Annotated in this window: 22 protein-coding genes; 18 read left to right on the top strand and 4 right to left on the bottom strand. The window is 35.9% G+C overall.

Annotated elements, in window-relative coordinates; translation table 11 throughout:
- On the top strand, nt 1–1,794 hold a 1,794-nt coding region (locus F5ESL0263_RS06390; RefSeq protein WP_122035726.1), incomplete at its 5' end, for an SLAP domain-containing protein.
- A gap of 405 nt (nt 1,795–2,199) precedes the next feature.
- Here F5ESL0263_RS06390 and F5ESL0263_RS06385 read toward each other — a convergent pair.
- On the bottom strand, nt 2,200–2,916 hold the full coding sequence (locus F5ESL0263_RS06385) for a GntR family transcriptional regulator (RefSeq protein ID WP_228150051.1): 717 nt from the start codon (nt 2,914–2,916) through the stop codon (nt 2,200–2,202).
- 123 nt (nt 2,917–3,039) lie between these two features.
- Here F5ESL0263_RS06385 and F5ESL0263_RS06380 point away from each other — a divergent pair, with 123 nt between their 5' ends.
- The 4 genes from F5ESL0263_RS06380 (at nt 3,040) to F5ESL0263_RS08685 (ending at nt 7,196) form a co-directional block, all read left to right on the top strand.
- Entirely contained in the window at nt 3,040–4,401 is a 1,362-nt protein-coding gene (locus F5ESL0263_RS06380; protein WP_122035724.1) for a glycoside hydrolase family 1 protein, read from the top strand.
- Between the two features lie 18 nt (nt 4,402–4,419).
- Nucleotides 4,420–5,751: a PTS sugar transporter subunit IIC gene (locus F5ESL0263_RS06375; protein ID WP_122035722.1), complete on the top strand. Its 1,332-nt coding sequence runs from the start codon at nt 4,420–4,422 to the stop codon at nt 5,749–5,751.
- A 129-nt stretch (nt 5,752–5,880) separates the two neighbouring features.
- Complete coding sequence (locus F5ESL0263_RS06370) at nt 5,881–6,510, top strand: hypothetical protein (RefSeq protein ID WP_122035721.1); 630 nt, start codon at nt 5,881–5,883, stop codon at nt 6,508–6,510.
- Nucleotides 6,511–7,052: 542 nt separating this feature from the next.
- On the top strand, nt 7,053–7,196 hold the full coding sequence (locus tag F5ESL0263_RS08685) for a hypothetical protein (RefSeq protein WP_158593022.1): 144 nt from the start codon (nt 7,053–7,055) through the stop codon (nt 7,194–7,196).
- A 91-nt stretch (nt 7,197–7,287) separates the two neighbouring features.
- On the opposite strand, the gene F5ESL0263_RS06365 is transcribed toward F5ESL0263_RS08685, so the two are convergent.
- On the bottom strand, nt 7,288–8,316 hold the full coding sequence (locus F5ESL0263_RS06365; protein ID WP_122035719.1) for an SLAP domain-containing protein: 1,029 nt from the start codon (nt 8,314–8,316) through the stop codon (nt 7,288–7,290).
- Nucleotides 8,317–8,919: 603 nt separating this feature from the next.
- Between F5ESL0263_RS06365 and F5ESL0263_RS06360 the strand changes: the two genes are divergently transcribed.
- The 6 genes from F5ESL0263_RS06360 (at nt 8,920) to F5ESL0263_RS06335 (ending at nt 15,005) form a co-directional block, all read left to right on the top strand.
- On the top strand, nt 8,920–9,534 hold the full coding sequence (locus tag F5ESL0263_RS06360; RefSeq protein WP_122035717.1) for an ABC transporter ATP-binding protein: 615 nt from the start codon (nt 8,920–8,922) through the stop codon (nt 9,532–9,534).
- 2 nt (nt 9,535–9,536) lie between these two features.
- Nucleotides 9,537–10,700, top strand: coding sequence for a hypothetical protein (locus F5ESL0263_RS06355; protein WP_122035716.1), 1,164 nt, complete (start codon nt 9,537–9,539; stop codon nt 10,698–10,700).
- A gap of 4 nt (nt 10,701–10,704) precedes the next feature.
- On the top strand, nt 10,705–11,853 hold the full coding sequence (locus F5ESL0263_RS06350; protein WP_122035714.1) for a hypothetical protein: 1,149 nt from the start codon (nt 10,705–10,707) through the stop codon (nt 11,851–11,853).
- Between the two features lie 256 nt (nt 11,854–12,109).
- Entirely contained in the window at nt 12,110–12,700 is a 591-nt protein-coding gene (locus F5ESL0263_RS06345; protein WP_074426312.1) for a type IV toxin-antitoxin system AbiEi family antitoxin domain-containing protein, read from the top strand.
- Nucleotides 12,697–13,578: a nucleotidyl transferase AbiEii/AbiGii toxin family protein gene (locus tag F5ESL0263_RS06340; RefSeq protein ID WP_122035713.1), complete on the top strand. Its 882-nt coding sequence runs from the start codon at nt 12,697–12,699 to the stop codon at nt 13,576–13,578. Before F5ESL0263_RS06345 ends, F5ESL0263_RS06340 begins: the two co-directional genes overlap by 4 nt.
- Before the next feature lie 266 nt (nt 13,579–13,844).
- Nucleotides 13,845–15,005 (top strand): hypothetical protein, encoded by a 1,161-nt coding sequence (locus F5ESL0263_RS06335; protein ID WP_122035711.1) that lies wholly within the window; start codon nt 13,845–13,847, stop codon nt 15,003–15,005.
- Nucleotides 15,006–15,049: 44 nt separating this feature from the next.
- On the opposite strand, the gene F5ESL0263_RS06330 is transcribed toward F5ESL0263_RS06335, so the two are convergent.
- Together F5ESL0263_RS06330 and F5ESL0263_RS06325 are read right to left on the bottom strand one after the other, a co-directional pair.
- Entirely contained in the window at nt 15,050–15,634 is a 585-nt protein-coding gene (locus F5ESL0263_RS06330; protein ID WP_109715731.1) for a DJ-1 family glyoxalase III, read from the bottom strand.
- A gap of 36 nt (nt 15,635–15,670) precedes the next feature.
- The gene (locus tag F5ESL0263_RS06325) at nt 15,671–16,327 is read right to left on the bottom strand and encodes an HAD family hydrolase (protein ID WP_122035709.1); all 657 of its coding nucleotides are present in this window, start codon (nt 16,325–16,327) and stop codon (nt 15,671–15,673) included.
- Nucleotides 16,328–16,400: 73 nt separating this feature from the next.
- Between F5ESL0263_RS06325 and F5ESL0263_RS06320 the strand changes: the two genes are divergently transcribed.
- From F5ESL0263_RS06320 to F5ESL0263_RS06290, 7 genes are all read left to right on the top strand, one after another.
- Nucleotides 16,401–17,162, top strand: a complete 762-nt coding sequence (locus F5ESL0263_RS06320; protein WP_046307464.1) for a sulfite exporter TauE/SafE family protein — start codon at nt 16,401–16,403, stop codon at nt 17,160–17,162.
- Between the two features lie 36 nt (nt 17,163–17,198).
- Nucleotides 17,199–17,879, top strand: a complete 681-nt coding sequence (locus F5ESL0263_RS06315) for a histidine phosphatase family protein (protein WP_074426307.1) — start codon at nt 17,199–17,201, stop codon at nt 17,877–17,879.
- A 54-nt stretch (nt 17,880–17,933) separates the two neighbouring features.
- Complete coding sequence (locus F5ESL0263_RS06310) at nt 17,934–18,830, top strand: cation diffusion facilitator family transporter (protein ID WP_122035708.1); 897 nt, start codon at nt 17,934–17,936, stop codon at nt 18,828–18,830.
- Nucleotide 18,831: 1 nt separating this feature from the next.
- A complete protein-coding gene (locus F5ESL0263_RS06305) occupies nt 18,832–19,014 on the top strand; it encodes a DUF308 domain-containing protein (protein WP_074426305.1) in 183 nt (60 codons plus the stop codon).
- A gap of 2 nt (nt 19,015–19,016) precedes the next feature.
- Nucleotides 19,017–19,691, top strand: coding sequence for a 2,3-diphosphoglycerate-dependent phosphoglycerate mutase (locus F5ESL0263_RS06300; protein ID WP_122035706.1), 675 nt, complete (start codon nt 19,017–19,019; stop codon nt 19,689–19,691).
- Nucleotides 19,692–19,796: 105 nt separating this feature from the next.
- Nucleotides 19,797–20,732 carry an AAA family ATPase gene (locus F5ESL0263_RS06295; RefSeq protein WP_074426303.1) on the top strand — a complete coding sequence of 312 codons (936 nt, stop codon included), beginning with the start codon at nt 19,797–19,799 and terminating at the stop codon, nt 20,730–20,732.
- A 146-nt stretch (nt 20,733–20,878) separates the two neighbouring features.
- On the top strand, nt 20,879–22,045 hold the full coding sequence (locus tag F5ESL0263_RS06290; protein ID WP_122035704.1) for a galactokinase: 1,167 nt from the start codon (nt 20,879–20,881) through the stop codon (nt 22,043–22,045).
- Nucleotides 22,046–22,057: the final 12 nt, after the last annotated feature.

Raw genomic sequence — 22,057 nt, 5'->3', positions numbered from 1 at the left:
TCAAATGGCTCAGGATCAAACGGCTCAGGCTCAAACGGTTCAGGATCAAACGGTTCAGACTCAAACGGATCAGGCTCAAATGGTTCAGGTTCAAATGGTTCAGAATCAAACGGCTCAGGCTCAAATGGCTCAGACTCAAACGGTTCAGGATCTAATGGCTCTGACTCAAACGGTTCAGGCTCAAACGGCTCTGACTCAAACGGCTCTGACTCAAACGGTTCAGGATCTAACGGCTCAGACTCAAATGGTTCAGGATCTAACGGCTCAGACTCAAATGGTTCAGACTCAAACGGCTCAGGCTCAAATGGCTCAGGTTCAAACGGTTCAGGCTCAAACGGCTCAGAATCAAACGGTTCTGACTCAAATGGCTCAGGATCTAACGGCTCAGACTCAAATGGCTCAGAATCAAATGGTTCTGACTCAAATGGTTCAGGATCTAACGGCTCAGAATCAAATGGTTCTGACTCAAATGGCTCAGGTTCAAATGGTTCAGAATCAAACGGCTCAGGCTCAAACGGCTCTGACTCAAATGGCTCAGGCTCAAATGGCTCAGGCTCAAACGGTTCAGGATCTAACGGCTCAGGTTCAAACGGCTCTGACTCAAACGGCTCAGGCTCAAACGGTTCAGGCTCAAACGGTTCAGGTTCAAACGGTTCTGAATCAAACGGCTCTGACTCAAATGGTTCAGGCAGCAACGGTTCTGACTCAAATGGCTCAGGCTCAAACGCCTCAGGCTCAAATGGTTCAGGCTCCAACGGTTCTGACTCAAATGGTTCAGGCTCAAATGGTTCAGGCTCCAACGGTTCTGACTCAAATGGCTCAGGCAGCAACGGTTCAGACTCAAATGGTTCTAACTCAAATGGCTCAAGCAATAACTCTGGTAATAGTGGATCCGGTTCAAACAATTCAGGTTCAAATAACTCCAGTAATGCAGGAACTGGTTCAGCAGGCTCGGGTGTTAACGCTTCTGGTTCGAATGGCTCAGCAACTAGTGAAGGCACTTCAGCTGAAACTGCTGGTGCAGATGCTTCTAAGGCTGTTGATAAGACTCTTACACACAATGCATACTTCTACGATAAGAACGGCAATCGTGCCAACCTATTAGTTGCTAAGAAGGGCTCGACAATTTCTACTTTTGGAGCCCAAAAGATTGGTAATCGTGACTTCTACTTAACTGATGATGGTTTATACGTTGCAGTTAACAACTTTATTGGTAAGAAGAGAACTTTGAAGAAGAATGCCTTCGTATACAACAAGAATGGTAAGCGTGTTGGCACTAAGCTTTTGAAGAAGAATGCTAAAGTAACTACTTACGGTGATCCAGTTTCAATTAACGGTAAGTCTTACTTCATTATTGACAATAATCGTTATGTCAAAGCAGCAAACTTTGCTTCAGCTGCTAAAGAAGCAAATAATGTTCTTGCAGATGGTGTAACTTCAAATGCTACATTAGGTCATGATGCTTACATTTATAACGGTAACGGTCAAAGAGTTAACAAGGTAATCCTTAAGTCTGGTTCTCAAGTAACTACTGGCGAAACTAAGACAGTTAATGGTCGTCAATTTGTTGAAATTGGCAAAGATCAATATCTCGATAGCGACAATGTTACTGGAACCACTCGTACATTGACTTCAAGTGCTGCTGTTTACAACAAATATGGTAAACGTGTTGGTAGCAAGACAATCAATAAGGGTGAAAATGTTCAAACATTCGGAAGTGTTGTTGCAATCCAAGGTGTAGCTTACTACTCCATTGGAAATGATGAATTTGTTAAGCAAACAGCTTTTGAATAAAAAGTAGTACATTATTCTTTGAATAATTACTGAAAATAAAGAAGCTCCTATCTTTTGAGATAGGGGCTTCTTTTTGTCTTTCTAAATAATCTTAGTATAGAAAGGAATAAGTTGTTAATGCAGCTTTCCGTAATTTTTTAATCAAGTAATTAAAATTAGTGTTAGCAGAAGACAAAAGACATATGCCAGTTGGCGTACAGGAAACTGGGCAAGAGTAACAGTACCAAAACTAAAGGGTTATACTGCAAGTAGTGCTTTTGTTCCGGCAGAAAAAGTAACAAGTGATAGTCAAGATCAACAAGTAGATATTTACTACACTGCTGATAAGTAATAAAGTTTTTTTAACCAAGTGAAAAGGAGCTCTTTTGAGCTCCTTTTTTGTATCTAATTGAAGGGATAAAGACTTTATACTTGGTTTAGAGTTAGTTCACCGTGGTCATAACGATTTCGCGTTTGAGAGTACTCAAAGGGGATACCATTAGTCAAATAACAAACTTGTTCAACTTCAAAAACCGGATCAGTTTTGCTGCACTTTAAATATAGCTGATCATAAGCATCAGGCTTATCAGCACGAAGAATTCTATTGGCCTTACCAACTTTTAAGTGAAGCGTATTTTCAATATATCCATAAACTGACTTCCTAAGAACTTCTTCAGTAATACCTGGAATAACCTTTACAGGCATCACTGTATATTCAAGACGTACCGGAAAATCGCTTAACAAGCGTTGCCTAATAATGTCATATACTAAATCGCTGCGACTAATTTTTAAAAGAGCAACTTCTTTATCAGTTGGTTCGCGCAGGTCAAATGACACAATGTGATTGGTTAATAGAGCCGTGTTCTTGATTCGTTCGGTAAAGCCGACGTGCTCATTAGCATTATCCTTTTTGGCAATTTCAACTTCTTTTTCTGTCAAAATCAGGGTTCCGTGGCCACGAATCGGTTTGACGACGTTTTGATAGCTCAGAAAGCGAATGGCTTTTACAATTGTAACTTTACTAGTTGCATAATCTGTTGCTAGCTGGTCGATATGAGGTAGCTCTTTTTGATATTTATGCATTAGAATATCTTCTTCAATTTTGTTAGCAATTTTTATGTATTTAGGTCTTGTGATCATCATGCACCTCCAATTATAAGTAAACTATTTACTTTACTTACAGCTTGCCAATCATTTACTTAAAAAGCAAGATGAAATATGATTATTTTTGAAAGCGCTTTTAATAAATAGAAAGAAGTTATGATAATGACAAAATTTTTCTGGGGCAATTCCAGTTCAAGTATGCAAACAGAAGGCGGGTGGAACGAAGGCGGTAAGAGTTTATCTGTTTATGATGTTCGTAAGTCCGGCCCGCATATTAGTGACTGGCACTTTGCAAATGATAATTACCATCACTTTGATGAAGACTTTGATTACATGAAAGATCTTGGAATGAATATGTATCGGTTCCAGATTTCTTGGTCACGCGTCATCAAGGATGGCGACGGTGAAGTTAATGAGGAAGGGCTTAAATATTATGACAAGCTAGTAGATGGTCTACTAGCACGTAATATTGAACCAATGATATGTCTTTATCATTTTGATATGCCTTTACACTTAGCAGAAGATTACAACGGTTTTATTAGTAAAAAAGTGTGTGAAGACTTTATTCGCTATAGCAAGATTGTGATCGATCACTTTGCAGATCGAGTTAAGTACTGGATTACTTTTAATGAACAAAACTTGTATCACACTTCTGGTGTATTTCAAATTGCTGGTTATTTAAAAGGTGATAAGACTTTAACCGATATCTACCAAATTGCTCATAATGTTATGTACTGTCATGCGGCGGTTGCTAATTATTTACATGATCAAACAGATGCAAAAATTGGTGGGATGTTAGCTTACAACCAAGTTTATGGTGCAACTGCAAATCCTGCTGATGTCTTTGCGGCGCATCAAATAGATGAATTCCTGAATTTTGATTTACTAGATGCGTTTAGCTACGGTAAGTACTCAGATGCAGTAATTAATTTTGTTAAACAGAATAAGTTAGAACTTGATGTTAATGACAAAGAAATGGCAGAAATTTCACGCCTTAAGAGTGATTTCCTGAGTTTTAGTTACTATGCTTCCAGTACGATTGATGCAAGTAAGATACCTGCTGGCACAGCACCAAATCTCTACCAAGATTATGGCAAAAAGGACAATCCTTATCTCAAAACGACTGAATGGGGTTGGCAAATTGATCCCTTAGGTTTCCGTGATGTTTTAAACAAGATTTATCTACGCTACCACTTACCTGTATTTCCAATTGAAAATGGGATTGGTGTGCGTGAGAAGTGGGATGGAGAACATCCTATTAACGATGACTACCGAATTGAATATCACCGCAATCATATTAAAGCAATGAAAGCAGCGATTGAAGAAGATGGCGTGGAAGTTATCGGCTACCTTGGTTGGGGACTAATTGATATTTTGAGTTCGCAAGGTGATATGGAGAAACGCTATGGCGTTGTGTATGTTAACCGAACGAATCATGACTTGCGTGATATGAAGCGCGTACCTAAGAAAAGCTATTATTGGCTCCAAAAAGTAATTAAGTCTAACGGACAAGACTTATCTTAAACATGTGAGGTGTTAAATATGAATGACGTTAGTAATACACAAGCTCATCCAAAACTGCAACGGTTTTTGGATAAGTTTACGGACATATCTGTAAAAATTGGAAATCAAGTTCATTTGCGTTCTTTGCGAGATGCCTTTGCCACACTGATGCCGATGTTTATCTTGGCCGGGGTAGCAGTGTTTTTTAACAACGTATTATTTACTTGGGTGCTCAAGGGCGACATGTTAGCAAAGTTTCAAGTATTTGGAACAGCTTTAACCAACGGAACGCTAAACGTTGCAAGTATCCTAATTGCGCCAATGATTGCATACTATTTGGCCAAAAATAAGTCTTACGATAGTCCAATTTCAGCAGCGGCAATTGCTCTTTCCGCAGTTTTTATCATGTTGGCTATCCACGTTAGTGTGACTCCAGATGGAGCTAAAAAGGCAGTAGAAGTTACAGGAGCGGTGTTATATTCTCAAGTTGGTACAACGGGAATGTTTGCAGGCATTATTATCGGCCTATTGGCAACTGAAATATACTTACGACTTTCAAAAGTTAAAGCTTTAAAGATTAACTTGGGAGATCAAGTTCCACCTGCCGTAGGTCAAAGTTTTTCTGTTTTACTACCATCCTTATTAACGCTGGGATTATTTGGTGTATTTGCAGCAGTATTGGCATACTTCAATGCTGACCTGGTAACACTTATTTCACGGTTAATTCAAGAGCCATTGCGTTCAGTTAATACGTCTCTGCCAGGCTTCCTGCTAATCTACTCAACCGGTAATTTCTTATATACATTAGGAATTCACCAAACTGTAATTAATGGCTCCTTACTTGATCCGTTGAACTTGGTTAATATGAATGAAAATATGGCTGCTGTTCAAGCGGGCAAACAAGCTACACACATTATTAACACAGACTTCGTAACGGTTTATTCACAAATGGGTGGAACAGGTTTAACAATCGCCTTAATTATTGCCGTTTTGCTAGTTTCACACTATAAACCATATAAGGATGTAGTTAAATTGGCAGTTATCCCAGGAATTTTTGAAATCAATGAACCAATTATTTTTGGTTTCCCAATTGTGTTTAACATTCCAATGATTATTCCATTTGTTTTGAGCCCTGTTATTGGTTCGTTAATCGGCTACTTTGCAACTGCAATTGGTTTTGTAAAACCATTGGCATACTTAGTTCCTTGGACTACACCACCAATTTTAAGTGGTTTGCTGGCCAGTGGTGGAGACTGGAAAGTAGTGCTAGTTCAAATCGTTATTTTAGTGGTCTGCACCTTATTCTATATTCCATTTATCAAGATTTCAGAACGTGTTGCATTGAAGCAGGCTGAGCTAAATAATCAGTAGATTGATTCTAGCACTTAACAAAAGAAACTAATTTCTTCCTTGTTACATAACAGAAAAAGGTTAATTATTAGAATTCTCAATGTTACAATAGTAAATGATATTTTTAGAACTAGTGAGGATAATTAACCAATGAAGAAGGGCGTAAAGCTTCTTACAATTTCTGCAGCCATCGCACTGTTTTCAGTTGCAACTGGTACAATCGCAACATCAGTTGTTGACGCATCAACCAGCGAGGAAAGTAAACAAGAGGCAAAGACCGATGAAAAGGCGTCAATCCGAATATCTAAAGCAGGTTATGTTTTTAGATTAAATCATGATGCCACTATTTCCCTAAAAGCACATCAAGCAGCGCACCTACCCAAAGCAGAAGTAGAGAAGTTGGTTAATGATCAGGTCCTCTTTAAGGTGGATCAGGTTAGTTCATTAAGAAATGGCGTACAGGTTCATATTGTTGATCAGACTGGTCAAGCAAAAGGCTGGGTTAACATTGTTAGTGACTTATACAATGTTAATGCTCAAAAAAAGAGCCTTAAAAAGTTAATTAAGGCCGAGCTAAAGGTGATGGATTATTGCGATATTATGCAAATGAAATCAGCTAAGAAGCAACTCAAAAAGGTAACTAAACTAGCAGATCAAGTAAAAAATCCAAAAGAGCGAGCAATTGCTAAAACCTCCGTTAAAGAATTGAAAAAATGGATGGGTCAACTTGAATACAAGGATATTCCAGCACTGCTAATCGGACTATATCCTAGATATTAGTTATGTTAATACGGGACCTAATAGGTAAAGTGAGAATTGATTTTTAGTTAACAGATTTTAAGAGCGTACTAATATAAGTCGACAGAAAAAGAAACGTGTATTCTTTTATAGATATATCCGTGCATACTTTTTAATTTGCTGATATACTATACGTAGCAATTGAACGCAAACGGCTTTGTTAGTAGATTGCTACACACATTTTTCTTATAACTTTCAATACCGCCATGATAATCATGATGTTTCAAAAATTTATGTACTCAAATTGCTACCTCGAATGAAGAACTAGTTTTGAGCTGATTTATGGAAAATCTCTCCTCCTTCGCCTCAAAATATTTTTTAATTTTTCGCTGTATAATTCCACCTTGCAATTTAAACCGGTATTGAGAGAGTACGCTGTAAAAAGATAGGATACTTTATGTCCTATCTTTTTATTTACCAATTTTTTGACTGAGAAGTTAATTTGGTCAAAGAGATTTGAAAAAAGAGCGCGAAAAATAATAGGACAGAATTTTTAGGAAGCGATAAAGATAAAAACTGAAGAATTGACTAAAAATGATTCTGAATTAAAAGGATTTGCTGATCAGTATGATTGTCAATTAGAAGCAGCAGTTGCGGATACCAAACTTAAAATGTTGGTTAAAATTTATACAGCTGTTGGTAAACACCTTTTCATTTCTTATGGTTAAAGATATTGTGCAGATTGAAGTTCATGATTTGCATTATGAATAAAAAAAGAACCGTCATATCGGCTCTTCTTGTTTTATTTTAAGTTAAGACTTAGCAATCTGTACTTACAACAAAAGCTACACCGTTTACATAGTAACCATTGGAGTGGGTCATTGCTAAACCTATCCCAAAATGTTTTAGCATAGTTCTTTTCAAATGATTCCGGTGAGCATAGTTTGCACTAGCATCATCATTTATAAACTGGTCAAATGCTTGCTGTGCCATCTTTTCAGGGCTGCCATAGGAAACTAAGCAAAGCAACTCTCCAGGAGTCTTTGCACCGGCGTGCTTGTCAGACTGATGATACTTGTCATAGTAGTGGGCAACTTCAGCGGCTCTGGAGGCTTCATAATCAAAACTAAAGTTAGATTTTTGAGTAGTGTAGATCACTTTTGTTTGAACACCTTGTTGAATACGCCATTCATTAACAAGTCTTTCAAAGATTCTGCCTGTCTCTTCTATAGTATTTCTGTCTAGTGCAGTTCCGGTTGGAATAGAGTTCTGCTTTTCCTTTTGAACCTCTATATTTGTATTGTCTTCTGGGTCGTCCCAATTGTCAGAAGTTGGAATCTCTTCATCTTCTTTTGGTTTTGACTTTTGTGTATCTGTTGCCTTTACCCAATTTTTATATTTAATTCGATACCATGTATTACCCTTATCATCTGTATATGTTTCATAGACGTTTTGCTTTCCGGAGAGTGAATAAAGTGAATTTCCACCATTAGGCTTTGTATAAAATTCAGCGTCGTCTTTCAAATATACTGTAAATAAAACTGGATCCTTATCTTCCTTGGGAGGAATCACAGTATTGATTTTTTTGATATAACGGCCTTTTCCAATATTGTAATATGTTTGTCCTTTTATTGATCTTTTGCCAAAAGTTTTAAGATATGTACCTCTTTTCAATGAAGTTTTAACTCTTCGAATTCCCTTGGAAGAGTATATATAGGAATTATGTCTTAATTGCACTCTGGGAAAAGAGGCAGCAGAAACAGAGCTCGTATTTTGCTGAAATGTTACAAGACCTATACCAATTAAAAGGCCTGATGAAATCTTAGTAATAGTTTTCTTATTTATCATATGTTCTCCTTTTTCAAATTAGGATAAATAGTTTATATTTCATATTTTAGACAATTAAGATCTAGAAATCAGGAAAAATTAAATTTTTTAAAATTAGAACAGAAGAACATTGGTTTTCTGAAGTGATTCCTGCCAGAGTTGAAGAACCAGCATTAATGACTGTTAAGACAATTACCAAACTAAATTGCCACTTTGTTTAAAATTTTTGAATAGCGTTATATCTCTCCTAAAACTTATATATAAATAGGACATAAAATAGTATTTCTAATAGCTAAAAATGGCATTATTATTAGTTCAATGCCTGTTTTTAATATTAGCTTTAAAATATTTGCTTTATTTAGAAGAGATTATGCAGTTGAGAGTAGGGTATGGCTTCTTTTTAAGTGTCATAGTACTAGCGTTCAGCAATTGAAAAAAGGGTTGTATTCCGCTATTAAGCTAGTACTAAAAGGTAGGATATTTTACGTCCTATTTTTTATTTGCAAAATTTTAACTATAAAGTTAATTCATTAAAAAATATTTAAATTAAACAGGTTTTATGAGTAGTTTTGTTAAACTTGAATTATTAGTTTGAAATTTTGTTTGTATTTAAGGAGACCACATATGCTAACAATTAACAATCTATCAATTAAAACACGCCAACCAATTTTACATGACTTTACTTATCAGTTTAAGCCAGGAGAGTTTTATCAAATTGCTGCGGAAAATGGTTCGGGAAAAACAAGCTTTCTTCGTGCAATCACAAATTTAATTCCAATTTCGGCAGGAACCATTTTGTTAGATGGAGAGCCATATGCAAAGAAAAAGCAAAACTTCTTTTTCTTTGAAAGTAATGATTGGTTTAATGATAACCTCAACAGCTTGGATTATCTTAATTTTGTTAAAAAGCTATGGCACTCGAATGCAGACCTTGATCAAGAGATGGCCTTTTTGGGTGTTAATGAGTTTGCTAAGGTTCCAATTAAGAAATATTCCTTAGGGATGAAACAAAAGTTAATTGTAGCAATGTACTTCACAAGTGATGCTGATTACTATCTAATGGATGAAATAACTAATGGCTTGGATGAAGAAAGTCGTAATAAATTATATCAGCGACTAAATGATGAGATTACAAATAGGAATAAGTGTATTATTTTAACTTCGCATTATAGCAGTGAAGTTAAAGTTAATAATCTTCATCGGCTTGTTCTAGAAAAACAAATGATGCATGAGGTATAGACATGGGTACTTATTTTTCTTTACAACGCAAAAAAATCACTAAATCTAAGTTAACAGTAATCTCTGTAGTCATACTGCTCATCATTTCGTTTACTATACTTTACCTCAATTCTAAAAATCTGAATGGCAACAATTTTTCCATTAAAGGCCAGCTACAAGGTAATATTATGTTGCAGAAAAATTCCGTTGCAGAAAGCAAGCGAAAACTCAGCGAGCTTAAACCTACGGATCCCAGATACCAATCAACTAAGAAAGATTTGAAGGAAGTCGAGACTTCGTTAGCCAAAAAACAAAGATTGCTAGAGGATATCAACAATAATCATTGGGTGCCCGTATATGAAGAACAAATAAGGGCAACAAAAGAGTTGAAAAAAAATAATTCTGAAAGTAATTCGAAGAACTTTGTGAATGGCATTGAGCTGCGCTTTAAATATTTAAAAGCGCATCCGATGCCTTATGAAAGTGATACACCTGTTTCAGGTATTCAAATTTTGCTAAATCTAAATGAAACATATTGGCCGATTTTATTAACTTTAGTAATGATTTTTATTTTGACCTATCTATATGCTGGTTCATATCGCAATGAAAAAGACATTACGATGGTTTTGCCAATAGGTAGGATCCAGAATATTTTAACTAATGCAAGTATTGGCTGGATATGTGGAATTGTAATTTTGTTAGGAATGAGTTTATTAGTTTTTGCCTGTGCATCCTTGTTTTTTGGTACAGGTAATATTGCTTATCCATACATTATCCATCAGGTAGTAAACGGAAAATTTGCCTTTGGAATTGTTCCAGTAAGTCAAATTGTACCCAACGCATTGATTTTACAAATTTTTGCAATTCTATTTATTGCACTTTTTACGCAACTTATTGCTAAAATTTTCCGTAATCAATTGCCGTCATTGCTGCTAACAATTTTATTGTTAATTGGTGGCTCCTTAATAACGATAATGATACAGCCGTTAAACGCGATTGCTCAATGGCTTCCAAGCACTTATCTAAATCCACTTAAGACAGTTTCTGGTACTTTGGCATATGAGTTAGAGAATGTACAGGTTAATTTTGGAAACGGGATGCTTACATTGATTATTAGTTCCTGTTTTCTAATCGTATTACTGATTTTGGTCGATTATATTCAAACTAAGAATAAGTCAAAGAGGTAAATGAATGAGTACGTATTTAGCTTTTCAATTAAAAAAGGTCTTTAAAAATATCCTAACTCCCATTTCACTTCTATTAGTTATTGGTGCTTTAGCAGTCGTTCTGGTAATGAACAAGCGAACTGAATCTGATTTTAGACTCGAGCAAATGGCAAAAACTAGTATTGAATACTCTGAAAAAGAGATTGTTAAAGCAAAAAAAACACTGTTAACTTTCCCAAAAGATAGTAAAAAAGTTGAGCAGACTAAATTTTCTTTAGCTGAAAACAAGAGAAGTGAGAAACAAGATAGGAAGATAATAAAAGCAGTCAAAGCTGAGAATTGGAAAAAAGCGTACGAGATATTATGGCAAAAAAGTAAGAGATTTATAGCCGCAGACGAACAAAATATGGTGGGTGCAGAGAAGGAAATGGCTCTTTACGGCTATTTAAAGAATAACCCACTAAAGTATGAAACGCAGGAAATGCCAGTTACTGGTTGGCAAATTTGGATGCAAGTCAATGAAATGTACTTGCCATATCTTTTTGCCATAGTAGCACTCTTTTTGCTCAGTCTACTTTTAACAGATTCTTATCGTCAAAAATTGGCGACAGCTAAGTTGTTACCACTCAGCAATTGGCAACGGGCTACAAGTGAAAATTTTGCCGGCTTTTTGTTGATTGCTGGCAGTTTCTCCGTTGCTAACTTATTGCTATTTATTTTTGCATCAGTTTTTTCAGGTACGGGTAATTTGGCTTTTCCGACAATTATTCAGCAGTTTGTTAAGGGAAAAACTGTCATAAAATGTGTTCCAACAGGTGATTTGATCTTACCAATCATTATTTTGCAAATTATGTACATATTTTTTATAGTTGCTTTGACCAGATTATTGGCTTGTGTTTTCCGTGATAAGATGCCGACTTTGCTTGTTGCACTATTAGTAGTTCCTGGTATTAACCTTGCGACAATGGTGGCGGATCCTTTAAAACGAATTAGTGCATGGCTACCAATGACCTATCTTAATGCAGTAGATGTTGTTAATGGTAAAATGGGCTTGCAGTATCAAAACGGACAGATTAATTTCCAGACAGGTTTGGTAGTTTTGTTTATTGGCACAATACTTATGATAACTTTAACGGCAATCATTAGTAGTTTTCAAGAAAATAAAAAAGTTTGACGCATTAGTATATAATGATGCATCTGCAAATTACGCTCACCGGGAACATTTGAAGAAGCCCAAGCTGCGCGCTATTGGAATTGGTTTAGCAACTTCTTATTATAATGGCTATTATAAAAATGGTGTTTCATTTATTGTAAGTGCAAATATATAAGTTAGGCTTTGCTGTAATTTTAAAAAGAACTATTTCTTGTCTTACTTATTTTACTATGCGTTTCGCTTAAATGTAGTAAAATAAGTAAAAAGAGGTTATTTTATGAATCAACAAATGTTAATTAAACAAATAGCTAAAAAATATCACGGAACTATTACTCATAAACAACTGATTGCTAATAATGTTTCAAGTTACAGCATTAACCAAGCTTTAAAATCAGGACTTTTAGAACGCACACGATCAGGCATTTACCAAGAAATTGATACTCCTGAAGATATTTTTTATAGCTTACAACAAAAGTACAAACAAGGAATCTATTCCTTGGAAACAGCTTTATATCTATGGAATTTAAGTGATCAATATCCGTTCAGTCTAGATATGACTTTTCCTAGAGGATACAATCATGCCAATTTAGATTTTGATGTTAAAGCACATTATCAAGTGGAAAAATTTCAACATTTAGGGATTATGGAGACTAAATCTTTTAATGGCAATACTATTAAAGTATATTCTCCGGAACGAACCTTAGCTGAAATTTTGCGCATCTGTCATGCAGTAGATATTGAAATAATAACTAACGCATACAAGGCATGGGCTAAAAGTAATAAAAAGGATATTAATGCATTAATGGAATTTGCAGAGAAATTCAAAGTTATAGATAAAGTAAATAATTACCTAGAGATATTACTGTGAAAAACTATACAGACGAAAAGCAATTTAAAGCAGATATACGTAAATATGCAGAAAATCACCATATAAGTGGTAATGAGATTGGTCGCCTATGGCAAGAAGTTATGCTGGATGATTTATTAAAGAGAATCTCTTTATCAGAATATAAAAACAACTTTATTTTAAAAGGTGGGCTACTATTATCAGCAGTAGTTGGAATTAACAACCGTTCAACAGAAGATATTGATGGTGAAATTAAAGGCTTGGATCTAACTGAAAATGAAATAGAAAAAGTATTTACCTCAATCTGTAATATTAAACCTGACAACGATCCGTTAGAGATTGCCTTAAGTGAAATAGAAAAAATTCATGAAAATGAAGAATATAAGGGCTACCGTTTGCATTTTAATGCATCATTTAAATCTATTAAATATCCTTTGAAAGTTGACATTTCAACGGGAGACGTAATCACGCCAAAAGAGATTCGTTATAATTACACTTCTCATCTAGAAAATGAAAAAATAGAAATTTGGGCATATACCATGGAAACAGTAGTTGCAGAAAAACTTGAAACTGTGATTACTAGAGGAATTGCTAACACTAGGATGAAAGACTTTTATGATCTCTATATTTTACAAGATAAAAATATAGAGATTAATATAGCAACATTAAAACTAGCTTTTACCAATACTGCTAAATATAGAAATGTTATTTTTTATAAAAAAGGCAAACTTGATAAAAAATACTGCCTGCAGCAAATCCATAAAATAGAAAAAAATCAAAGAATGCAAGGATTATGGCAGAGGTATGAGAAAAAACATCCTTTTGCAGAAAACGTTACTTTTGATCAAACTGTTTCAGCTGCAAAGAGTTGGATTAATAGACTTGTCAGCAATGAATAAGAGCTTTAAATAAATTAGACTAGCACTTGCCAAGTTAAAAAGAACTATCTTTCCAATATTTGAAAAGATGGTTCTTTTGTTTTTCATTTTCTTGAATAAATTAACTTAACTAATTAATTAAATGATACAATGTTACAAAAATAGATTGATATTTAGGTATATTGCTAAAACTGCATATTGTATGATTTAGTAAAAAACTTTTTGTTAATTTAATGCTATGTTCCTAAAATTAGTTTAAAGGGTCTAAAGATAAGTGAGGTGATAGCGTGCATGCTTATTTTTTATTTCAATTGAAAAAAATTGTTAAACAGAATCTAAAACCTATTATTTTTTGTATCCTACTAATTGCACTATTTATTTTTCTTGATTTGGACTTAAATATCCTAAAAAATGGCAGTTTTATTGAAAATCAAAATAATAGTGTAGTAACTGCTAGAAGTGTCGTTGTTTTGGATAGCGAACATCCTGAAGGCAAAGAAGGAGAGCTTCTGATTGATAAGAAGAGACCGCATAAAGATAAGCAATTTGGTAAACGTAAAGATTTAATTGCAAATGAAAATAGTGCTAAGCAATGGACTAAAGTACCTAAGTCTAAGAAACATCATGGCAGTAAACTAGAAATTAGTTATCAAACCCCAGCAAAAAGAAGTTGGTTAAATCGGGCAAATAAATTTTTAAAAGCACTGCATGAATCGAAAATCCCAAGGCGAAAGGATAATGCTCTGGCTGGCATTCAACTATTTCTAGCTCTGAATAATAAGTATTGGCTCACACTTTTTCTTTTACTAATTATTTTCATTTTGGCCAAGTTTTATACCAGTTCATATCAGAATGGCGAGGATCTTACACAGATTTTACCAGTTGGTCGAATGGGAAAAATAATATCTAACTTGGGTGTAGGGCTGCTGGTCATCTGCTCTACGTATTTGATAATTGCTTTTTCATTTTTTGCTAGTTCTATTCTATTTTTTGGCCAAGCTAGCCTAAGGTATCCGCTGATAGTTCACCAAACATGGGGATATAAAGCAACAGTAACCACTGCTCCGGCAGTTAAATTGGTACCAACAACAGTTGCTCTTCAACTTTTAAACATTTTAACATTAGTAATTTTTATTAACTTGGTGGCAAAAGTATGTCATAAGTTATTAACAACGATTTTAGTTTCAAGTGTAACTATTGCTTCTCTTATTTTGGCAACAATGTTTCTAACACCCTTCCGCCGAATTGCGCAATGGCTGCCAACTACTTATCTTAGTTCATTAAGGATAAATACAGGCTCAATTTCTTATTATATGAACAATCTTTCGATTAATTTTGAGCACGGTGTGTTGACCTTAGTAATTAGTTCCTTGCTGATGTTGGGTTTAACCCTTATCGTTGATTATCGAAGCGAGTCTAGAATAAGACAAGCAAATATAAGCAACTAAAAAAGAAACATCATAGTGATGTTTCTTTTTTAGTTTGGTGTTTTTTATAAGCTGTCCTTAATATTGTCAGCCAAGAAGTTATATAGCATACCTTCTTTTAGTGGTTTAGTATCAATACCTAGAGCATCTGCAATTGCATAGGCAAAGGCCCAAGCAGTGGCTGGACCACGACTAGTGATGATTTTGTGTTCATTATCGGTTACTGTGATTGTTTCCTTAAAATGACCACTAGGTGCATCCGCTTTTGTTTGCTCATCAAAGCCAGGATAGCAAGTATAATCTGCATCATTTAAAACGCCATAACGCGCTAATGCGATTGGAGCAGCACACATTGCAGCGTCCCATTTTCCTTCATTATGGCGTTTATTCATTAATTCAGCCAATTTGGAACTATCACGAAGGTTCTCCGCACCGGTTTTTCCACCAGGAAAAGCGACGAGATCATAATCTAGCAGACTGTCATCAACCACTTTGTCACAGGTCAATTTGATTTGGTGGTCACCATTGATATCCTTCTTGTTCAGACCAACCATATCCGTTTGAACACCCAAACGGCGCAAAACATCAACTGTGCTAAGACCTTCAACTTCTTCACATCCGTCAGCAAAAACTACTGCAACTTTACACATTTTAAAAGACCTCCAATCTATTTCTTTTATTATAAACTAGTTTAATTCAAGATAAAAAAGCAAGTCACTTAGTTTAGTTAAATGCAGAGTAGGTCGAGGACTAATTGGCATTTTAACCTTTTTCGGTGCAATCCATAATGATTGCAAGCCAGCGTTTTCTGCTCCTTGAATTTCTTCAACTAAATCTGTGCCGATAACTAGGCAAGTATCTGGATCTAATTCTTGCTCTTTTATAATTTGGAACAGGACATTTTTATTTGGCAAAGGATTAGCAAAATCTTCTTTAAAATAGGAAGCAGAAAAATAGTTAAGTAGTTCGCTATCAGATAGGCGAGCTGAGATTAGTTCACGCTCTTCTTTGGCGAGGAGAATTAGCTTAACTTGGTTTGATACTTGGTCAAGAAATGGAATAGCATCTTTGACTAATTGTCGCTGACTTCCTAATTTTGTTTTGAAAATTTTTTCGGCCTCAGCCAAATCGTCGGCACAAAAATTTTGCAGGGTTAGTGCAATGCGCTCGCTGAAACCCATCATTTTAACTTGTCCTTGTAAGCTAGAATATTTTAGGCGTTCAGCTGGTCCAAAATCATGTCCGAGTTCTTTTAAAGTTTGTCTAAGTGCAACTTGTTCAGCCGTTTTTTCATTTAATAAACTACCTTCAGGAACAAAAATTAACGTTTGATATTTAGTCACTTGAAATTACCCTCTTAATTTACTCTTAACTGCATTATAATAGATATTAATGCTAAAAAGGAAGTGAAGTTTTATGCCATCAATTTTAACACTTGTTTTCCTACTAATCGGGGGAATAGCAGGTGGATTACTGTCCTCAGTTGCGTCAATGGCATCCTTAGCATCATATCCGGTACTACTTGCAGTGGGAATTCCACCGGTATATGCTAATGTGACAAATGATGCTGCTTTGATTTGGACTGGAATAGGATCGACTATTTCGTCACTCAAGGAACTAAAAGGACACTGGAAACAGGTTGCTTTTTACGGCACCTTTACAGTTATCGGGTCACTGGTGGGGTGCCACCTATTACTAGCTTTTCCCTCAGCTGTTTTTGAAAAAGTTGTGCCGTTTTTCATTGCCGGATCAGGAATCATGGTAATTGTATCGGCTAAGCATCATAGTTTGGAACCGCACAAAAGACCACTATGGCAAGAACTGCTTTCTATTGCAGCTCTTTTATTTATGGGTGTTTATACGGGCTATTTTGGCGCTGCGGCTGGCGTGATTGTGATAGTTTTGTTAACCTATGTAACAGATGAAAAATTCATTGTAGTCAATGCAATCAAAAACGTAATTTGCGGGTTGGCAAACTTAGTTGCCTTAATAGTTTTTGCTTTCACTTCGCATATCTATTGGATACAGGCAATCCCACTTGCAATTGGCATGTTTATTGGTGGCTACTTTGGTATGGATATTTTGCGTGTTGTTCCTGCTAAATATGTGCGCATTTTTATTGCTGTATTAGCATTTTTGCAGGCAGGCTATTTCTTTTATAAAGCATATATGTTATAGTTTACCAACACTATTTGAATGAAGGGAGAATACAAAATGGCAACAGAAGTTTATCTAGTACGTCATGGCGAAACAATGTTTAACCAGTTGGATAAAGTACAGGGATGGTGTGACTCCCCTCTGACAATCAAGGGAATTGATGATCTTAAGTCAACCGCGCAGGCGCTTAGTCAGGTTCACTTTGATAACATGTATTCTTCTGATTTAAAAAGAGCAATTGACACAGTACACTTAATGAAAGATGCCAATCAAGTTTCTGAAATTGGCAAAATCAAAAAACTTCCGGAATTTCGTGAAGTCTTTTTTGGTTCATTTGAAGGCGATGATATCGCTACGACTTGGGAGCAAGTCAGTGAAGCAGCCGGAATTGGACCTGAAGATGATGTTACTAAAATCATCAATCAAGTTGGCATTTATGAATTCCGTGAAGCAACAAAAAAGGCTGATCCACGTCATTTGGCGGAAAATAAACGTGAACTTGATGAGCGGATGGAGCGAGCTGTATCCGTTCTGGGTGAATTAACCAAAAATGAACAACGTGTGCTAATTGTTTCGCATGGTGATTTTATCAAAACGCTGGCCATCAAATACTGGAATCAGAGTGATGGCTTACATGACATTGTTTTTCCTAATAACGGTAGCGTTACACGGGGGATACTCCACGATAACGGTCGCTTTGAAATTGTGGATTATAATGTTAATGCAGAAGATATGTAGAGTCCTACTGTAAAGGTAGGACTTTTTATTAAGTTAAGACAATGAGGCAAATTAATGAAGGATCAAACAACTAAGCGTTATGCCTACGTAACGGCACTGAACGTAATTATTACAGTTGCGGAATTTATTGGTGGATTCGTTTCTGGCTCTTTATCACTGCTTTCAGACGCTGTGCATAATTTGAGCGATGTTGGCGCAATAGTTATTTCTTTTGTCGCCCATCTAATCAGTAATCGGCGTAGTAATAAACAAAAGACTTTTGGCTATGAGCGCGCTGAGACCTTAGCTGCTTTTACAAATGGTGTGGTATTAATTTTAATTAGTATTGTTCTGTTCGTAGAAGCAATTGAACGCTTCTGGCAGCCAACGCAGATTAGCGGAGGCGTTATGTTAATTGTCTCAATCATTGGCTTAGTTGCTAATATTGTATCAATGCTTGCAATGCACGAGGATGGCGAAAAGAACCTTAATGTCCGTTCAACCTTTATCCATATGATGAGTGATGCACTTTCGAGTGTAGCTGTCGTTATTGGGGCAATTTTTATTTACTTTTGGAAGATTACTTGGCTTGATCCTTTGATGACACTTCTTGTCTCCGTGTTTGTATTTCATGAAGCATGTAGTTTAACGAAAAAGGCAGCTAACGTTTTGATGGAATCTAATCCAGATATCGATCTTGACGAAGTTAATCGCATCGTTTTATCGTTTCCAGAAATAAAAAATATCCATCATGTGCATGTTTGGCGTTACAGTGATCGTTACATTATGCTCGACGCACATGTCAACGTAGATCAAAATCTAACAGCGGGACGGTTTGAAGAATTGACAGATGAAATAAGTCAAAAACTTACTGTGCTGGGCATTAATCATACCAATTTTCAGGTTGAGTGCGAACGTGGTAAAAATGATCAGATGATTGCATCAGATCAGGACAAGAAGGAGGCTGAATAATATGTCATTAGAAGTTAATCTGTTTACAGCGGTTATTGTTTTAATTGTTGGCTTATATGACATGGCATATGCCTTTAACAGAAGATATAAATCGAAAAAGGGTGGTTTTGGTCCCTTTATGGTTTTGGGCATCATATTCACTATTTTTGGAATTTATTTACTAATTAGACACTGGATGGGATAAAAATGGCCAAATTGGTGTTGTTGAGGCATGGGGAAAGCACAGCCAACTATGCTAATGTTTATACCGGTTGGAATGATGTTGAACTAACTGAAAAAGGACGCAAACAGGCTGAAAATGCTGGTCAGTTAATTAAGCAAATTCCTAATTTTAATCCAACCCACTTGCATACGTCAGTTTTATTGCGGGCAATTGTTACTGCTAATATCGTCGCAGAAGTTTGCGATTGGCTCTACTTACCAATTACCAAGACTTGGCGTTTGAACGAACGGCACTACGGGAAATTGCGTGGCATAAATAAGGATCAATCACGCGAGATTTTTGGGGATGAACAAATCAATGAATGGCGGCGTGGTTTTTATGCAGTTCCACCAGAAGGTGGTGAGGTCACTGCCGCTTGTTACGCATCGTGTGATCGGCAACGTTTGCCGAGGTCTGAAAGTCTTTATCAGACTCAAAAACGTTTAATGCCTTATTATTATGATCAAATTGCGAGTAGACTGCAGCTAGGCGAGGACCAATTGGTTGTAGCCCATGGCTCAAGTTTGCGTGCTTTAATTAAAAAACTTGAAGAAATTGACGATTATGACATTGTTAAGCTTGAAGTTCCCAATGCGGAGCCAATTATTTATACTTTGGATGATCAATTAAATATCATTAAGAAAGAAATATTACATTAAATTTTCAGCGCTTTTCAGTTAAGTGTAAGTATTCTCCTTGATATATGTTAAAATCTAATACGATACTAAATAGATTTTTTTACATTCTTAGTTTGGAGAATTGGTATGCGTAAAATATTTTTATTACGAGGCGCACCCGGCTCCGGTAAATCTTCATTTATTGCTCGTCATCACTTACAGCCTTATGCGATTAGCCGTGATCAAATAAGGCTATTATTGGCGAATTTGACTTACTATTATGAAGAAGATTCCGATTGCTTACATCAAGTAATTCCGCGATATGCAAATGAGCAAACGGAAAAAATGGTGGATTACCTCGTAGAAGAGAAGATGAAGCGTGGCGAAACCGTAATTGTCGATAGTACCCACATTGTTCAAGAAAGCATCGAGCACTATAAAAAGTGGGTTGAGTGCTATCGCTATGAGTTGTTTGTCGTTGACTTAATGCATCATAAGAACTTGCGAGGGTTGCTTAATCGCAACGAGGTTCGCAGGCAATATGACTGGGTTAAGCCAGAAGTAGTTAAAGAGATGTATTTGACCTATCAGGATAATTTACATGTCCCTGAGTGGGCACACGTTATTAGTCCAACGCAGATGCCTAAGGCCTTATCACAAAAAGAGAGTAATTTAGATCACTTCTCTCATGTGGTTGCAGTTCCTGATCAGGTCGCTGAGGAAGATTTTCCTCATGTTCACATCTCTAATTTTTATTTTTCATTTAATGATCAATTTACAAAGAAATATGGCACATATCGAAATGTGATTACCATTGGTAAAACAAGAGATGAAATTATTAATGATTTCCGCTTGCCATATTTTGTGTTTAAATTTCATCACAAGCACTTTTTAATTTCTGCTGTTCCCATTAGAAATGAAATGCTTGATCCGATTAAAAAGAATAAGGGAACCTGGACTTATTCAACTGGCCTAGTTAACTTGGCTGACTTTGTTGAAGAATATCCGGAAAGTGAACCTGAGCATGTGCACCAATTTAATTTGAGTAAATTGCGTCATGATAAGTTATTACATATTTGGTAAATGAATTAAAAATACGATTTTGCGTTATAGCAGAATCGTATTTTTTTGCTAGTAAAGAACCCTGATGGAAAGATTGCCGTCCAACTTAAAAGCAGTATAATTAACTTGTTAGAATTATTGATAGCGCTTTATTTAAAGGAAGAAAAATGAAAGTTGAAGCATTAAAACAAGCATTTTCAAAAGTTTATCATGAGAAGCCAACGGGATGTTACTTTTCACCTGGTCGGATTAATTTAATTGGCGAGCACACTGATTATAATGGTGGTCACGTTTTTCCTTGTGCCATTTCTTTGGGCATTTATGGTGCTGCGAGTCCGCGTACGGATCAAAAATTCTGTTTTTATTCGGCTAATTTTGAAAAACAAGGCATAATTGAAGCAGATTTAAAGGAGCTTAGTTTTGTTGCGGAAGATTCCTGGGCAAATTACGCTAAGGGAATGCTCCTTTTTTTACTAAAAAGTGGGGCAAAAATCACACATGGCTTAAATATCTATATAAATGGCAATATTCCTGATGGAGCAGGATTATCTTCTTCGGCGGCTTTGGAAATGCTGATTGGAGTGATTGTGCAAGATCAATTTAAATTAACAATAGATCAACTCGAATTAGTAAAAATGGGCGTAAAAACGGAAAATGATTTTATTGGCGTAAATTCAGGAATAATGGATCAGTTTGCGGTTGCAATGAGCAAGCAAAACTATGCGATTTTACTGGATACGGAAAAGATAAAATATGAATATGTACCGCTTGATTTAAAAGACAATGTAATCGTAATTATGAATACGAATAAGAAGCGCACCTTAGCTGACTCCAAATATAATGAGCGTAGGAGTGAGTGCGAGAAGGGTCTAAAAATATTACAAGAAAAACTTGCAATTAACTCACTAGGTGAATTAAATAGTTTAACCTTTGATGAATATAGTTATCTTTTTACTGATGAAAAATTGCTGAAGCGTTGCCGACACGCTGTTTGGGAAAATGAACGTACCTTGAATGCAAAAACAGCTCTTGGAAAAGGCGATTTGAATGAATTTGGCCGTTTAATGAATGCTTCTCATGTTTCGCTTGAAAATGATTATGAAGTTACTGGCAAGGAACTTGATACTTTAGTACATACCGCGTGGCAACAGCCAGGTGTTCTAGGTGCAAGGATGACTGGCGCTGGTTTTGGTGGTTGTGCAATAGCTTTGGTCGCTAAGAAGCATGTAGAAGACTTTCAAGAAAAGGTCGCAGCCGCATATGAACAAGTGATTGGGTATCAACCGTCATTTTACTTGGCAGCAACCGCTGATGGTACAAAGATTATAGAATGACAGGATTATTGA

The organism is Lactobacillus sp. ESL0263, assembly GCF_003692845.1.
Classification (GTDB): Bacteria; Bacillota; Bacilli; order Lactobacillales; family Lactobacillaceae; genus Lactobacillus; species Lactobacillus apis.
Note: the sequence above shows the minus strand (reverse complement) of the source record. Positions and strands in the feature narration are given on the sequence as shown.

Excerpts from the sequence above, each read along its gene's own strand:
- F5ESL0263_RS06385 (WP_228150051.1), bottom strand. The coding sequence starts at position 2,916 with ATGATGATCACAAGACCTAAATACATAAAAATTGCTAACAAAATTGAA.
- F5ESL0263_RS06380 (WP_122035724.1), top strand. The coding sequence starts at position 3,040 with ATGACAAAATTTTTCTGGGGCAATTCCAGTTCAAGTATGCAAACAGAA.
- F5ESL0263_RS06375 (WP_122035722.1), top strand. The coding sequence starts at position 4,420 with ATGAATGACGTTAGTAATACACAAGCTCATCCAAAACTGCAACGGTTT.
- F5ESL0263_RS06370 (WP_122035721.1), top strand. The coding sequence starts at position 5,881 with ATGAAGAAGGGCGTAAAGCTTCTTACAATTTCTGCAGCCATCGCACTG.
- F5ESL0263_RS06365 (WP_122035719.1), bottom strand. The coding sequence starts at position 8,316 with ATGATAAATAAGAAAACTATTACTAAGATTTCATCAGGCCTTTTAATT.
- F5ESL0263_RS06360 (WP_122035717.1), top strand. The coding sequence starts at position 8,920 with ATGCTAACAATTAACAATCTATCAATTAAAACACGCCAACCAATTTTA.
- F5ESL0263_RS06355 (WP_122035716.1), top strand. The coding sequence starts at position 9,537 with ATGGGTACTTATTTTTCTTTACAACGCAAAAAAATCACTAAATCTAAG.
- F5ESL0263_RS06350 (WP_122035714.1), top strand. The coding sequence starts at position 10,705 with ATGAGTACGTATTTAGCTTTTCAATTAAAAAAGGTCTTTAAAAATATC.
- F5ESL0263_RS06345 (WP_074426312.1), top strand. The coding sequence starts at position 12,110 with ATGAATCAACAAATGTTAATTAAACAAATAGCTAAAAAATATCACGGA.
- F5ESL0263_RS06330 (WP_109715731.1), bottom strand. The coding sequence starts at position 15,634 with ATGTGTAAAGTTGCAGTAGTTTTTGCTGACGGATGTGAAGAAGTTGAA.
- F5ESL0263_RS06320 (WP_046307464.1), top strand. The coding sequence starts at position 16,401 with ATGCCATCAATTTTAACACTTGTTTTCCTACTAATCGGGGGAATAGCA.
- F5ESL0263_RS06315 (WP_074426307.1), top strand. The coding sequence starts at position 17,199 with ATGGCAACAGAAGTTTATCTAGTACGTCATGGCGAAACAATGTTTAAC.
- F5ESL0263_RS06310 (WP_122035708.1), top strand. The coding sequence starts at position 17,934 with ATGAAGGATCAAACAACTAAGCGTTATGCCTACGTAACGGCACTGAAC.
- F5ESL0263_RS06305 (WP_074426305.1), top strand. The coding sequence starts at position 18,832 with ATGTCATTAGAAGTTAATCTGTTTACAGCGGTTATTGTTTTAATTGTT.
- F5ESL0263_RS06300 (WP_122035706.1), top strand. The coding sequence starts at position 19,017 with ATGGCCAAATTGGTGTTGTTGAGGCATGGGGAAAGCACAGCCAACTAT.
- F5ESL0263_RS06295 (WP_074426303.1), top strand. The coding sequence starts at position 19,797 with ATGCGTAAAATATTTTTATTACGAGGCGCACCCGGCTCCGGTAAATCT.
- F5ESL0263_RS06290 (WP_122035704.1), top strand. The coding sequence starts at position 20,879 with ATGAAAGTTGAAGCATTAAAACAAGCATTTTCAAAAGTTTATCATGAG.